This window comes from Nonomuraea sp. B1E8 (assembly GCF_039871515.1).
GTDB lineage: Bacteria > Actinomycetota > Actinomycetes > Streptosporangiales > Streptosporangiaceae > Nonomuraea.
Genome location: NZ_JBDPLS010000001.1, coordinates 774,048 through 788,187, shown reverse-complemented (window position 1 = coordinate 788,187; position 14,140 = coordinate 774,048). Strand labels below are relative to the sequence as shown.

At 71.6% G+C, this 14,140-nt stretch carries 13 protein-coding genes; 1 reads left to right on the top strand and 12 read right to left on the bottom strand.

The features are described 5' to 3' along the window. Nucleotides 1–15 precede the first annotated feature (15 nt). A complete protein-coding gene (locus ABGA98_RS03540) occupies nucleotides 16–1,161 on the top strand; it encodes a serine hydrolase domain-containing protein (RefSeq protein ID WP_347616709.1) in 1,146 nt (381 codons plus the stop codon). A gap of 8 nt (nucleotides 1,162–1,169) precedes the next feature. Here ABGA98_RS03540 and ABGA98_RS03535 read toward each other — a convergent pair whose 3' ends face one another. The 12 genes from ABGA98_RS03535 to ABGA98_RS03480 form a co-directional block, all read right to left on the bottom strand. Next, nucleotides 1,170–2,360: a S8 family serine peptidase gene (locus ABGA98_RS03535; RefSeq protein WP_347616708.1), complete on the bottom strand. Its 1,191-nt coding sequence runs from the start codon at nucleotides 2,358–2,360 to the stop codon at nucleotides 1,170–1,172. Next, nucleotides 2,357–3,223 (bottom strand): hypothetical protein, encoded by an 867-nt coding sequence (locus ABGA98_RS03530; RefSeq protein ID WP_347616707.1) that lies wholly within the window; start codon nucleotides 3,221–3,223, stop codon nucleotides 2,357–2,359. Before ABGA98_RS03530 ends, ABGA98_RS03535 begins: the two co-directional genes overlap by 4 nt. A gap of 258 nt (nucleotides 3,224–3,481) precedes the next feature. Beyond that, nucleotides 3,482–4,357, bottom strand: a complete 876-nt coding sequence (locus tag ABGA98_RS03525) for a YwqG family protein (RefSeq protein ID WP_347616706.1) — start codon at nucleotides 4,355–4,357, stop codon at nucleotides 3,482–3,484. 264 nt (nucleotides 4,358–4,621) lie between these two features. Continuing rightward, the gene (locus tag ABGA98_RS03520) at nucleotides 4,622–5,299 is read right to left on the bottom strand and encodes a polysaccharide deacetylase family protein (protein WP_347616705.1); all 678 of its coding nucleotides are present in this window, start codon (nucleotides 5,297–5,299) and stop codon (nucleotides 4,622–4,624) included. A 68-nt stretch (nucleotides 5,300–5,367) separates the two neighbouring features. After that, nucleotides 5,368–6,075, bottom strand: coding sequence for a class I SAM-dependent methyltransferase (locus ABGA98_RS03515; RefSeq protein WP_347616704.1), 708 nt, complete (start codon nucleotides 6,073–6,075; stop codon nucleotides 5,368–5,370). 3 nt (nucleotides 6,076–6,078) lie between these two features. Next, on the bottom strand, nucleotides 6,079–7,287 hold the full coding sequence (locus ABGA98_RS03510) for a glycosyltransferase (RefSeq protein WP_347616703.1): 1,209 nt from the start codon (nucleotides 7,285–7,287) through the stop codon (nucleotides 6,079–6,081). Nucleotides 7,288–7,402: 115 nt separating this feature from the next. Beyond that, nucleotides 7,403–9,544, bottom strand: coding sequence for a hypothetical protein (locus tag ABGA98_RS03505; protein ID WP_347616702.1), 2,142 nt, complete (start codon nucleotides 9,542–9,544; stop codon nucleotides 7,403–7,405). Beyond that, complete coding sequence (locus ABGA98_RS03500) at nucleotides 9,541–10,770, bottom strand: acyl-CoA reductase (protein ID WP_347616701.1); 1,230 nt, start codon at nucleotides 10,768–10,770, stop codon at nucleotides 9,541–9,543. The genes ABGA98_RS03505 and ABGA98_RS03500 overlap by 4 nt, the downstream gene beginning before the upstream one ends. Next, nucleotides 10,770–11,804: an acyl-protein synthetase gene (locus tag ABGA98_RS03495; RefSeq protein ID WP_347616700.1), complete on the bottom strand. Its 1,035-nt coding sequence runs from the start codon at nucleotides 11,802–11,804 to the stop codon at nucleotides 10,770–10,772. Before ABGA98_RS03495 ends, ABGA98_RS03500 begins: the two co-directional genes overlap by 1 nt. Next, nucleotides 11,801–13,159, bottom strand: a complete 1,359-nt coding sequence (locus ABGA98_RS03490; protein ID WP_347616699.1) for an AMP-binding protein — start codon at nucleotides 13,157–13,159, stop codon at nucleotides 11,801–11,803. Before ABGA98_RS03490 ends, ABGA98_RS03495 begins: the two co-directional genes overlap by 4 nt. Further along, nucleotides 13,156–13,914: an SDR family oxidoreductase gene (locus tag ABGA98_RS03485; protein WP_347616698.1), complete on the bottom strand. Its 759-nt coding sequence runs from the start codon at nucleotides 13,912–13,914 to the stop codon at nucleotides 13,156–13,158. The genes ABGA98_RS03490 and ABGA98_RS03485 overlap by 4 nt, the downstream gene beginning before the upstream one ends. Next, nucleotides 13,889–14,137: an acyl carrier protein gene (locus tag ABGA98_RS03480; RefSeq protein ID WP_347616697.1), complete on the bottom strand. Its 249-nt coding sequence runs from the start codon at nucleotides 14,135–14,137 to the stop codon at nucleotides 13,889–13,891. Before ABGA98_RS03480 ends, ABGA98_RS03485 begins: the two co-directional genes overlap by 26 nt. Between the last annotated feature and the right edge of the window lie 3 nt (nucleotides 14,138–14,140).

Genomic DNA, 14,140 nt, shown 5'->3' with positions numbered 1-14,140 from the left:
TTGAAAGGAAATATCGTGAATCGTGCGACAGTGACCGGCCTGGCCGGGTTGGCCTGCGCGATGCTGGCGTTGGGCGTCGCCGCGCCCGCCGCCACGGCCGCCGCGGACCGGCCCCGGCTGGGCGACGTGCAGAAGGCCCTGTCGGAACTGGCGAAGAGCTCGAAGATCGTAGGCGCGATCGGCGCGGTCTACGTCGACGGCAAAAAGACCGGCAAGGGCTCGGCCGGCACCCGCCTGCTGAACGACAAGGGCGGCAGGATCCCCGCGGGCGCCCGCTTCAGGATCGGGTCGCAGACCAAGCTGATGACCCAGATCGTCATCATGAAGCTGGTCTCCGAGGGCAAGCTGTCGCTGGACGACAAGCTCGGCGACCTGCTGCCGGTCGTCGTCGAGAAGGACCTGGTGGAGCGGGCCGGCGAAATCACCGTGGAGCAGATGATCCACCACACCTCCGGCATCCCCAACTGGTACACACCGGAGCTCGTCGACGCCTTCGACTTCGACACCTACTACCCGCCGCTGGAGCTGGTGAAGAAGTCGCGCACCGTGGAGCGGTCGCAGGAGCCGGGGGAGAAGTTCTCCTACTCCAACACCAACTACATGCTCCTCGGGCTGATCATCGAGGACCTCACCGACCACTCCGTGTCCCGGGAGTTCGAGCGGCGTATCTTCGATCCCCTCCACATGGACGACACCTACCTGCCCACCAAGTGGCCCGGCGGCATCAAGGGCCCGCACGGGCACGGTTACCACCCCGACAAGCACGGCAAGCTCCGCGACGTCGACCGCCTCAACATGAGCTACGGCTACGCCGCAGGTGGTGTCATCTCCACCACCGACGACCTCAGCGCCTTCCACCGCGCCTTCGCCAGGGACAAGATCCTCACCAAGCAGGAGAAGGAGGCACTCAACGCCGGTCGCCCCGCTCCCGAGCCGAAGGCGTCCGAGGCCCCGTCGCAGAACCCCGCCGATTCGCAGATGTGCGGCGAGTACGGGACCACGAAGGGCGGCTCGAGCGGTTTCACTGCACTCACCTACAACTCACGGGACGGCAGGGTGCAGTTCGTCGTGTCCGTCACGATGGGCGCCGACCACACCGATCCAGCCATCGACCCGCTGGTCAAGAAGGCGGCCGAGGCCGTGCTCTGCCCCGGCGACTAGCGCAAGGGTCAGGCGCGCCGCCGCCGTACCAGGAAGAACGTGCCGGCGAAGCACAGGAGCCCGATTCCTATCCCCACGCCTCCGATGACCAGGTAACTCTGGTCGATCGGGGGGTGGGTGATGGGCGAGTCGACCGGCCCGTCGCCGAAATGTTTCTCCCCCTCGTACGCCGCCGCCTTCGGCTCGGCGCCCTTGGTCGTGGCCGCCGCCCGCACCGCGCGGTCCGCGTTGACCATCCCGTGGCCGAGGAACAGGGTGTAGCCGTTCGGGGGCTTCGTAGCGGTGCGGACGAGGATGTCGCGCACCTGCCGCGGGCTCAGGTCGGGATTGCGCGACAACATGAGCGCCACCGCGCCCGCCGCCAGCGCGCACGCCGGCGAGGTGCCCTTGACCATCCGGTATCCGCCGGTGTTGGTGGCGCTGCGGACGTCCACGCCCGGCGCGGCGATCGTGGTGTACGTGTGCACCTGGGAGAACTCCGCGCGCCGCCCCTGCGGGCTGACGGCGGCCACGCCGAGCACACCGGCGTACGCGGCGGGGTAGGACACCACGTTGTTGGCGTCGGTGGCGAGACGGTCCGTGGAGCCGCCGTTGCCCGCGGAGGCGAGCACGGTGACGCCCTTGCCGTTGGCGTAGTCGACGGCTGCGGCGACGTCGTCGAGGTAGTCGCGGAAACCTCCCCATTCGTCGGTGCCCAGGGACATCGAGATGACCTTGGCGCCCTGATCGACCGCATAGCGGATGGCTTTGGACATCCCCTTCTGCATCGCCAGGACCTCCTTGCTGAAGGTGCCGCCTTTGCGCCAGTTCTCCCACTCCTCCTCGATGCGGTCCCTGCCGGGGTCCTCGTGGTCGAGGATGACCCGCAGGGACAACACGCGGGCCTTGGGGGCGACGGACAGCACGTTGGAGGCCATCGCGGTGCCGTGCTCGCCCCAGTGCGGGTCCCCCTTCCTGGCGCCGTAGCGGATGAAGTCGGGCCCCGAGGTGACCCGTCCTCTGAACGCCGGATGGCCGGTCACCACGCCGGTGTCGAGCACCGCGACCGTGACGTCCTCGCCCTGGCTGGTCCGGTGGGCCTCCGGGACGTCCATGGCGTTGAGCTCCCAGCCGGCCGGCGCGGCGGCGCGAGCGGGAACGGCCGCCGAGAGGAGCAGCGGGACGGTGAGGAGGGCTGCGACGGTCGTCCTGCGGATCACGGTCTCGCCTCCTGGATCTGGTCCCTCAGGTGGGCGGTGGTGCTCTCGGCCAGGCCCGTGGCGATCTCGCCCCAGGGGGAGCGGTCGATGCGCTGTTCGCTCTCGCGATTGCCCCACGGCGGCGGGAGCTTGCCGGCGCGACGTCCGTCGGCCGGCCCCGAGGTCACCGCGACGAACAGCGTCGCGGCCGAGTCGGCGCCGCTTCCTGCCCGCGCGCCGTCCGTCCACTTGACGCCCTTCGCCGGCAGGGCCCGGACGCCGTAGTCACGCTCCTCGCGCTGCGCCTCGTACAGGATGGCGTCCAGGTCGTTGCCGGAGTCGTCCGCCGGGAACACGACGATGGCGACGGTGGCCGCCGTCCCTCCCGTGCCGTCGACGTAGGTGGCGCGCAGGGCCGCCTGGCAACCCCGCTTCTTCGCCTCCTCGGCGAGCCCGCCTGCCAGCGCCTTGCCGCAGGAGGTCTCGGGCGAGATCGCGGCCCGCGTCCAGCCGCCCCCCGCCTTGTCGCGCCGATCCGGGTCTCGCATGCCGATCGCCGGGGGGAACAGCGTCTCCGCCGGCAGGTTGCGCCACAGGTTCTTCGTGTACTCCTGGTTGTAGATCTCCTGGTTGCTGTTGGAGAAGGCGTGGGCGATGACCCCGCCGCCGGCGAGCGTGCACAGCACCCCGAAGCCGGCGATCAGCACGCCGAAGACGATCCGGACCGGCCCGCGCCCGCGCGGCGGGGCGGCGGGCGGGCGGTGGTACGGAGCGCCGGGAGGGGCCTGCCGCGGGCCAGGCCACGGCTGCTGCTGCTGGTAATGCGGCGGCGGCTGATGGTGTCCGGGTGGTGGCGGCTGTTGCCCGCCTGGCGGGTAGCCCATGGTGGCTCCTGTCGCGTGGCTTCGCGATCAGGGGCGCGGGTACGGTCAATCCGGCAACGCGGCGTTCCCCCGATCGCTGACGTGCACATGGCACTTTAGCCACATTCTTCACACAGTGAGCAATTCACACGGTGACCGGAAGGTCCTCTCGCACCGGCTTCTCACGACGGGGCAGCAGCGCCAGCGCGGCCATCAGGGCGAACGCCGACAACACGGTCGAGCCGAGGAGCGCCGCCCGATACCCCAGACCGGCGGAGCTCAGTGAGACTGCCAGGTGAAACGGGCTTGGTCGAAACGCCGGGCAGCGAGGTCCTCGGCGGTGGTCAGCCAGTAGAGGACGCCCCCATCGCCCCACATCATGCCGGCGTCGTCGTCGCTGGCGAACTGAGCGAGAAGCTTCCACCGGGACACCTCGGCGATAATGTCGTCCTCATGAGGGTTGTCGGGGGTATGGTCGTCGATGTCCCAATCCGGCGGGAAGTCGGCGACCTCGTACTCGACCTCGCCCTGGACATTGCTGGGCGGACCACCCATTTGATGCTTGTAGGCAACACATAGGTTGCGCACGGCGTCGTTGAACTCGGCGTACATCGGGTCACTGCGCAGCGTCTCGGGGGCAATGCCAAGTGGTTCGTACATCTCGAAGCCCTCGATCAGCGGCAGAGTAACGGCAGGATCGGCGCGTAGCGGCACCTGCTTGTAGGGCTTCAGCCGGCTCGGTGTCCGGCATGGGCGCACGGGTGTTCCCGCAGGGATGTACAGGATCCGGGAGCCGGGCCGGGACTCGGGTTGTGATGGGTGAACCCAGCTCTGGTAGTCGTCGGCCTGCCCGTCGAAGTAGAAGAACATCAGTGTGCCGCCCACGGGCAGGGCCAGCCCGGTCTTGGTGGCCGACAACGGGCCGCAGTCGAGTGCGGCAACGAAGGACAGCGGACCGTGACCTTCCCACACCGGCCACGCGAGGGTTTCCGGAAGCCGAGGTTCGCCGCCCAGGAAGCCGACCTGTTCGTCTCCGGGCTGGGCAGCCGAAAGAATCTGGCCTGACGGTTCCAACAGCGAGCAGTATCGGTCCGCGAGATAGGTGGGAAGCCGTTCGTGCGCCAAGGCGTTGATCTGAGAGAGACTGATCATCATGCGGCGGCAGTATGCCAAAACCGTGTGACAGAGCGGACCAGAACGACCGGCCCGGGTCGATCGAGGGTCAGACGTCCTCAGCTGCACCGCCGCCCGTCTGTGACACCGAGCCGATTGACCAGCCCCGCCGGAGCAGCTTATCCACCACGCCACGCCCATGGCGCTGGAGCTCTATGAGGCCATGCTGACGCTCATGAATTGGTCACGCCGGCACAGCGCCTGCGTCGCCGCCTCCCACGAGCGTCATGACGCCCGCCAGGCCGGCTAGGGGTAGCTCTCCCCGGCGACCGGCCTCTTGCCCCGCAGCAGCGTGGGCACGGTGACCAGGTGGTAGCCCCGCTTCTTGAGCTCCTTGACGATGCCCGGCATGGCCTTCGCCGTCGCCGGGACCACGTCGTGCATCAGCAGCACGCCGTCGCGCTTGGCCAGCCGGAGCACGGCCGCCTTGATCTTCTTCGGGTCACGCAGTTTCCAGTCGAGCGTCGTGCCCGTCCATAACACCTGCGCGAGGTCCGTCTGCGCGGCCAGGCCCAGCACCCGCTCGTCGGTGTGCCCGTAGGGCGGGCGGAACATCGAAGGCCGGTGCCCCGTGGCCTTCTCGATCACCTGCTGGGTGAGCTTGAGCTCGTCGAGGATCCTGTCGTCGTCGTAGGACGGCAGCGAGGCGTGGGCGTAGGTGTGGTTGCCGATCGCGTGCCCCTGCGCCAGCATCTGCCTGGCGAGCTTCGGGCGTTTCTCCACCTGCCTGCCCACCAGGAAGAAGGTGGCCTTCGCGCCTGCCTTCCTGAGCGTCTTGAGCACGGCCGGCGTGGTCGTGCCCGGCCCGTCGTCGAACGTCAGCGCCAGGCACTTGACCCGCTTGCAGTCGACGGCCGCCTGGGCCGGGAGCGAGGTCGTGGAGGTCAGGGCCAGCGAGGCCGCGAGCACGGCTTGGATCACCACAGAAGACAGCCTAGAGCCATCGCCGCGACCGGAAGTGCCGCCCGCACATCACTTTCCGGGCACCGTCCTCATACCAGCCGGGCACGCAGGAACAGCGAGACGCCCTTGCGCGAGCCGACCGGCAGATACCTCTCGGCGCGGACGACCGCCGACAGGCCGGCGTTGACGAGGAACGGCGTCCTCTTCAGGTCGCTGCCCGCGGACCGGCGCCGGTGCCGCAGCACGAGCGGGCGCAGCAGCACGTTCCAGCTCCAGACCCGGTCGACGGTCAGCCCCGCGCGGCGGACCACGCTGATCAGCGACTCGCGGCCATAACGCCGTACGTGGCCGACGGCGTGGTCGTGGGCCGACCACAGCGCCATGTCGCTCGGCACCGCGATCAGCGCGTGCCCGCCGGGCGCCAGCACCCTGGCGATCTCCTCGGTGACCAGGTGGTCCTCGCGGATGTGCTCGAGCACGTCGAACGCGGTCACCAGCCCCATGCTGCCCGACGCGAACGGCAGCGCCCTGGCGTCGGCGTGCACCGCCCTGAGCCCGCGCTCCCTGGCCAGTTCGACCGCCGCCTCGCTGCAGTCGGTGGCGGTGGCGTGCCAGCCGGCCTCGACCAGCACCCGGGTGTTGCCACCGCCGGCGGCGCCGATGTCCAGCGCCCGCCTCAACGGGGTGGGCTGCGGGCCGAGCTCGCGCAGCTGCCGGCGGAGGATGGCCCTGCGCTCGCGATACCACCAGTGGGTGTCCTCGAGCTCGATCAGGCGGCGGATCTCAGTCGTCTCCATCGATCATTTCCTCGGGAAGACCCAGCGGTCCAGGGCCGTGAAGCGGATCAGGGTGAGCAGGCAGTACGTGGCGACGACCACGCCCACTTCGGCCAGCGGCCCGGAGCCCGGGGGCACCTTGAGCACGGCCACGGTGGTGAGGGCATAGTTCGCGAGGAAGAGCAGAAATGCTCGGAAATGTACGGTGGTGCGTTTCCTGAAGGTCCATCGGCGGTTGGCCTCGATGTTGATGATCCCCGTGAGGACGAGCGCGCCGAGATTCGTCATGGCCGGTGACCATATATCGCGCAGCGGGAGATAAATGAGGGTGTACAGGACGACGGAGAAGACGCCTATCGCCGCGAACGACAGGAATTTCGCCAGCGTCACCGCCCGCGGCCGGGTGACCACCGCGTCCGGATGCGTGGGCCTCGGCTCCGACCGCCGCACCGCGACCGAGGCCCGGCCCGTCGACATCGACCAGGCGACCCTGGCCAGCCCCTTCAGATCGTCGAGCGCGGTCTTCACCACGCGCACGCGCGAATCGGTGTCCTCGATCCAGTCGACCGGCACCTCGTGCACGCGCAGCCCGTTGTGCTCGGCCAGCAGCAGCAGCTCGGTGTCGAAGAACCACGCGTCGTCCTCGACCTTGTCCATCAACGGCCTGACCACGTCGGCCCTGGCCGCCTTGAAACCGCACTGGGCGTCGCTGAACCGGACGCCGAAACCGTACCTGAGCAGGGCGTTGTAGGCGCGTGACACGACCTCGCGGCGCAGCGAGCGGCGGGTGCGCGCGCTGTGCGCCAGCCGGGTGCCGATGGCGATCTCCGAATGCCCGCTGGCCACCGACGCCACCAGCGGGAACAGGGCGTCGAGATCGGTGGACAGGTCGACGTCCATGTACGCCACGATGTCGGCGGGGCTGTCGCGCCAGGCCGCCCGCAGCGCCGCGCCCCTGCCCCTGATGTCGAGCCGGCGGGCGTGCACCAGGTCGAACTCCCCGGCCAGCGCGGTGGCGACCCCCCAGGTGCCGTCGGTGCTGCCGTTGTCGACGATCGTGATGCGCCACGGAAGCGGGAAACGTTCGTCGAGGAACCTGGCCAGCGTGCGTACGCAGCCCGGCAGGGCGCGCTCCTCGTTGAGCACGGGGATGACGATGTCCACCCACGCCAGCCGGTTGGCGGCGTCATCGGCGAGGCGGGGGCGCGGCTCCAGGGCGGCACGCGTGTTCATAGGATCCCCATCTGTTAGCTCGTGGCCGTGGCTCCACGAAAATGGTGCGGGGGATGTCGAGCAGGACGGGCGCGGTTTCTCGTCATCGTTCCATGAAAGGGGATTATCTTTACCTTCAGAAAAGCTGGTAGACCGAGGAACTCTCGTTCCGGAAACGCAGCTGGGCGAATCTCTCCAGTTTCCGATTTTTGTCGGTGAAAAGCCATCTGACGCCATATTTCTGGGCGAGCTGCCGCACGTTCTCCGCCGTCGGCCGCTGGAACACCGCGTCGTTCGCCGCCAGCCGCGCCGGATCGGCGAACGGCACGTCGAGGTAGGACGCCCTGAACAGCGGGGTCCGCGACAGCGTGCTCTCGGCGTACGCCCACCCCTCCACCAGCACCCGCCGCTCCGTGAACCCGGCCACCCAGTAGTGCCTGCTGTCGCACGGCGACTCCGCGACCGGGCGGCAGTGCAGGTCGGTGGCCACCACGTCGCCCGGCGACGAATGGTCGCGCAGCCACCGGCCCGCCTCCATCGCCCCCTCGGGGATCTCCCGCCTGCGCTCGCCCTCCTCGGGGGTGACGTGCGCGGCCACGTCGCGTGCCGACTCCGGCAGCGCGTACCCCGTGAGCAGCGCCACCACCGCCAGCCCGAACCCCCGCCGCCACAGCGGCAACGCCGCCGCCGCGAGCACCGCGTACGGCACCGCCACCGCCGCCAGCACATCGCCCGCGACGCCGGGCGCCGAGGCCAGCAGGGCGGCCCCCGCACCCATCCCCGCCAGGCAGGCCACGATCGGCCACGGCACCCGCCGCGCCGCCAGCACCCCGCACACGGCGGCGATCGACAGGTAGGGCCGCGCGCCTTCGAGGAAGTACAGCTGCGACAACGATGGATGCCCGAACACCACGGCCGCGCCGACGCCCGCCGCCCCGATGCCCAGCACCAGCAACATCGGCGGCTCCAGCGCCCGCCGCCCCAGCGCCGCCGCCCCACCCCACACGCACGCCAGGCAGAACAGGTGCACCGCCGTCAGCACCACCAGCGGCCAGGCAGGCACGGACGCCAGCTCCGGCATCCCGACGCCCGCCACCGACCCCCAGAGCGAGCGCATCGTGGCGAACGGCGCGACCGCCGTGCCCTGGGCGCCGCGCCCGAACACCACGAACTGCGCGATCAGCAGGCACCCCAGCGTGAGCCCCGCGGCCGCCGCCTGCTCCGCGCGCACCCGCCGCTCCACCACCCCGCGCACGACCAGCACCAGCAGCAGTCCCGCCAGCAGCAACGGCAGGAACGTGGCCTTCGCCCCGGTCAGCGCGAGCAGCAGCACGGCGAGTGCCACCCAGCTCCGCCGCCCGCCGGCCAGCATCAGCACCACGGGCGCGAACAGCAGCGCCCCCAACGTCTGCGTGGGGCTCGCCCAGGCGGTGAACATCGACCGCGACGTGAAGCTCACGCCCTCCTGCAACGCCGGGCTGAACAGGAAGTACGTGACCCCCACCGCCGCGATCCCCGCCCCCCAGCGCCCGCCGAGCCGGCGCCCGAGCACCGCGACCAGCACGACCATCGCCACCATCATCGGCAGCGTGGACAGCCGGTAGACCAGCGTCACCGGCTCGATCCCGGTGACCCAGCTCGCCGCCGCCATGTCGGCGTAGACGAACCAGTGGTAGGAGAGCCGCTCGCCCAGCACCGACGGCAGCGTGGGCGGCACGTGATGCTTGACCTCGCCGACCAGCGCCAGGTGGTAGGGCATGTCGACGTACGCGCTGGAGACCGGGTGGCGGTAGAGCGAGATCACGCACCACGCCACCAGGTAGCCGACCACCGCGGCGAGCGCCCAGGCGCACCACCCCGGCACGCGCTCCCGGCCGGGCGCACCACGCCAGTGCCGCCACAGGCGCGGCACGCAGAGGAACGTGCCCACGACGGCCACGGGCGGAGCCAGCACCAGCAGCGGCAGCCCCGCGGCCCGGGCCGGGATGTAGGCCAGCACCTCGACCGCGTACCCCAGGGCCAGCCCGGCCGCGAGGTCCTCCGCCGGCGTCCGGCCGCCTCCGGTCAGCGCCCGCCACAGCAGCGTCCCCGGCAGCGCCACGCCGGCGCCGACGTACGCCGCGAAGGCCGCCAGGTCACGGACGGGAACGCCGCACCACACCAGCGCGGCCACCGTGCCCGCGCCCACCAGCAGGGCGGGCGCCCAGCCCGGGCCGAACCCGCGTCCCGGCGACCCAGGAGGGCGGACGTGCGTGCTCTCGGGCGCCGCCAGCGTCATCGGGTCACGGTCACCAGTCGGGTGAACTCGGCGGGCAGGTCGACGCCGTCCCACACCCGGTGGAAGCTCAGCGCGCCGCCGACGGGCACCATCCGGTCGACCCCGCGCCCGGCCAGCCCTCTGGCCAACTCGTCCAGCTCGGCCCCGGCGAACCCGAAATGCGTCATCGTCTGGTCGCGCCGCTCGACCAGCGCGGCCAGCTCCGCCAGCGCGCCGATCCTGGCGTGCGTGAACGTCCCCGCTCCCAGCCACCGCCTGGGAGGCGCGGCGCCCTCGGCCAGCGTCACGTCCGCCAGAACGTTGCCCCGGAACTCCACCCGCTCCGCCACCCCGTCGGCGGCCAGGCCGTAGGCGGCGACCCGCTTCTCCACGGCCATCGCCGCATCGACCCCCCACCCGCGCTCGCCCAGCACCCGCGCGACGTGCTCGGCGAAGTCGGCCCGCGCCGCGTCGCAGTCGCTCGGCGCCCCCACCCAGAACACGGTCCTGGGGGACGAGCAGGCCGCCTGGTCGAACCAGTAGGCGTCGTTGACGAACCCCTCGGCCACCCTGACCCGCGCCGCCGCGGGCGCGCCCGACCACGCCGCCGCCCGGATCACCGCGAACGACGACCGGTCGGGGAAGGCCAGGTCACGGGCGTGCGGGGCGAGCGGGTGCCGACGCAGTGCCTGCACCGTGGCGTCGCCGCCCCACACCACCCGCAGGTCGCAGGCGGCGCAGAGCGCGGCGGTCACGGCGTCGTCGCGGTCGTAGGAGACGATCCGCTGGGTGGCGCCGATCACCGGGTCGGCCTCGGCCAGCGCCTCGTGCAGCGTGTCGAGGATGACCCCGGCCACCGGGCCCGAGCGCGGCGACAGGCGCACGATGTTGCGGTTGCCCATCAGGGCCGACAGCGCCCACGAGTAGACGAAGACGGTGTCGACGTTCGCGGGAGGGACGTGGAAGACCAGGCCGCGCGGGACGCGTAGGTGCTCGCCGGCCAGCCCTTCCACCGTGCGGGCCAGCTCGCTGGGCCGCAGGAAGAAGCCGAGCGAGCCGAGCTCAGGATGCCGGCGCGCCAGTGCGGGCCGCAGCAGCCGCCTGCCGAACGCGGTGAGGAACGCGCGGACCCGCTCGTCACCCGTCTCCAGCCGGCCGCGCACCTGCCCGAGCAGCACCTCGACGGGCACCCCCGCGACGGGTGGCGCGGCGGCGGGGAACCTGACCGTCACCTCCGGGCCCGGCATCAGCCGCCCTGCCCGAACGTGTCGCTGCAACCCCGCGCCTCGGCCCGCGGCAACCGGCCGAGCACCTCGAACCGCCGTCCCGGCAGGCACCCGTCGTCGACGCCGCGTACCACGCCGACGTCCTCCGTCAGCAGGACGTGCCCCGGATAGGACGTCGGCAGCGTGCTGACCACCTCGATCAGCCCCGGCACGCCGGGCGGCGCCTCCTGCCACGTCTGAGGGTCGCGGATCACGACATCGGCGAAATCGGGGCAGTAGAGCCCGTCGCCGTCGGGCCCCTCCAGGAAGACGGTGCCGATCTGCTCGACCATCCCGTAGAAGTTGTGCACGCTGCTCAGCCCGCACTCGTCCGCCAGCCGCCGCCGGAACCCGGCGTTGTCCACCGCCTGCTCGGCCAGCCGCTTCCAGCCGCCCGAGTGGATCAGCACCCCCCGCGACAGGTCCGCGCCGAGACCGCGCAGGTGGAGCCAGACCATGAACGTGAACCCGAAGATCAGGAACCGTTCGCGGCCGTGCCGCGCCAGGAAGCCCTTGACCGCCTCCGCGTCCACCCGGCCCCGCTCGTCGAGCACGAACGTGTGGTCCCTGCCGAAGTTCATCATCCCGAGCACGCCGGCGCCGCGCGCGCTCAGCGCCGGGTCACGCACCACGGAGCGGCTGTCGACGACCAGCATCGGCAGCCGCCGCTCGCCCAGCACCCCCCTGAACGTCGCCGCCAGCATCCGGGTCTGCGCGGCCGCCGCCTCGCGGTCGAGGAACACCCGGCTCGGCCGCTGCCCGGTCGTGCCGCTGGACGTCAGCACCCTGAACACCTGGTCTTTGCGTACGCTGCGCAACTCGTGCGTCTTGAACAGCCGCACCGGCAACCACGGCAGGTCGGCCACCCGCTCGTAGGGAGGCCGTGCGCCGATCGCGTCGAGAATCCGGTCGTAGGGCGGGCACGCCTGCCGGTGCCGCTCGGTCAGCGCCGCCAGCGCCGGCGCCAGCACCGCCTCCCGCTCGGCCCCGCCCAGCGTGAACACGCCCGAGGTCATGCGTGGGACTCCAGCGCGCGGTAGTCGATCTTGCCGTTCGCCAGGAGGGGAAGCCGGTCGACGCTGCGGACGTCGAACCCGCTCCAGTGCATGCGCAACTCCGCGCCGAGCCGCCGGGCCAGCCCCGCGCAGCCCGCCGCGTCGAGCCCTTCCGTCCACACCGTGACCCGGTCGTCGCCGCTGGTGGCCACCGCCGGGCCGGAGGCGGTCAGCAGGCGTTCGACGTCGTCGAGGTTGACCCGCACGCCGAAGATCTTGGCGATGCGCTTGAGCCGCCCGGTGATGTGGAGGAAGCCCTCGGGGTCGAGCCGGCCGAGGTCGCCCGTGCGCAGCACCCCTCCGAGGTCGTCGCCCCTCGCCAGGTCGGCGGCGGTCTCCGCGTAGCCCATCATGACGTTGGGACCGTGGTAGACGACCTCCCCGGCGTCGATGGTCAGCCGGCCCCCGGGGATGGCGAGCCCGGCCGAGCCCGGCTTGTCGGCGAGCCGGTCAGGAGGCAGGACGGCGATGCGGGCCGTGGCCTCGGTCTGCCCGTACATGACGAAGAACCGGTCGGCCTGAGCGGCGAACTCCTTGACCAGCTCCTCGCTGAGGCGCCCGCCCGCCTGCGTGAACGTGGCGAGCGCGGGGTGCTCGGCCCGGTCGTAACGCAGCCGGCGCAACATCTCGTACTGGTAGGGGACGGCCGCCAGCGACGTGCAGTGGTGGGCGTCGAGGTGGGTCCAGAACGAGCGCTCCAGCAGCCCCGCCTCCGTCAGCACGACGGTGGCCCCCGCCATCAGGTGGCTGTTGAGCACCGACAGGCCGTAGCTGTAGTGCAGCGGCAGGCTGGTGGGCACGATCTCGGCGGGCTCGATGGACAGCGCCGTGACGATGGCGGCGGCGTTGGCGAGCACGGCCCGGCGCGAGAGGCGGACGAGCCGGGGATTGCCGGTCGAGCCGGACGTGGCGAGCAGGACCGCCAGGTCGGGATGCGGCTCGGGCGGGTGACCCGCGTCGCGGTGGGACGGAGGTCGTGGCGCCCGCGGGACGCGCGGTGACGAGCCGTCGGCCGCGTGGGTGAACCCGAGCAGCGCGGCCGGCTGGAACCTGCCCGTCAGGTCGGCCAGCGCCCCGACGGGCAGGTCGGGGTCGAGCAGCGCGATCGGCCGGCCGGAGCGCCAGGCGGCGAGATAGCGCAGCACCGACGCGAGGTTGTTGCGCATCCCGCAGAACAGCGGCCCCGGCCGCAGCCGGGCCAGGGCCTCGGCGGCGCGGTCGATGTCGTCACCCAGCTCACCGCCCGAGAGCGCTGTCTCGTCTCCCGCGACGACGAGCCGGGCCTCCGGATGGGGGAACGGCGGCTCCTGGCTCACAGCACCAGCCCGCCGTCCACGCCGAGGACCTGGCCGGTGATGAAACCGGCGTCGGAGGAGAGCAGGAACGCCGTGGCGCGGGCGACGTCGGCCGGCCTGCCGAGGCGCCCGAGCGGGGTCGCCGCGACCGTGGCCGTGCGGGTGTGCTCGTCGAGCGTGCTGAGCATGTCGGTCTGGATGTAGCCGGGCGCCACGGCGTTGACGCGGATGCCGGCGGGCCCCAGCTCCTTGGCGGCGGCCAGGGTGAGGCCGATGATCGAGGCCTTGGTCGCGGAGTAGACGGCCTGGCCGGCGCCGCCCGCGCGGCCCATGATCGAGGAGACGAGCACCACGGCGGGGCTGGTGCCCCGGCGCAGCAGCCGGAGCGAGGCCTGCAGGGTGTGCGTGGCGCCGATCGCGTTGACCTCGAAGAGGCGGCCGATGGTGTCGTGGCGGACCATGCCGAGCAGGCCCGCGGCGTGCACGCCCGCGTTGATCACCAGGGAGTCGAGCCGGCCGTGCCGCTGGTAGATGCGCCGCATCATGGCCGAGACGAGCCCGGGATCGGCCACGTCGCCGTGGACGGAGCCGGTCAGGCCGCCGGTCTCGGCGGCCACGTCGGCGGCGACCTTCGCGGCCCGCTCCTCGTCGCGGCCGTGGAGCACGACGTCGTGACCGGCGGCGGCCAGCGCGGTCGCGATGGCCCGGCCGATGCCCGCCGTCGAACCCGTGACCAGGGTGACCCTGGCCTCAGCGGGCGGCAGCGCCGACGCCATGCTTCTCCAGCAGCTCGGCCGCCTTCGCGAACGAGCTCATGTCGATCATCTCGTCGGTGTCGATCATGACGGAGAACTCGTCCTCCATCGCGGCGACCAACGCCATGTGGGCCAAGGAGTCCCACTGCGGGATGGCACGGTATTCGAGCCCGTCGACGTCGGTGCCGTCAGGCAGGTTGAGCGCCATGCGGAAGGTGGCCCGCAGGCGATCGAGATGACTCATGAT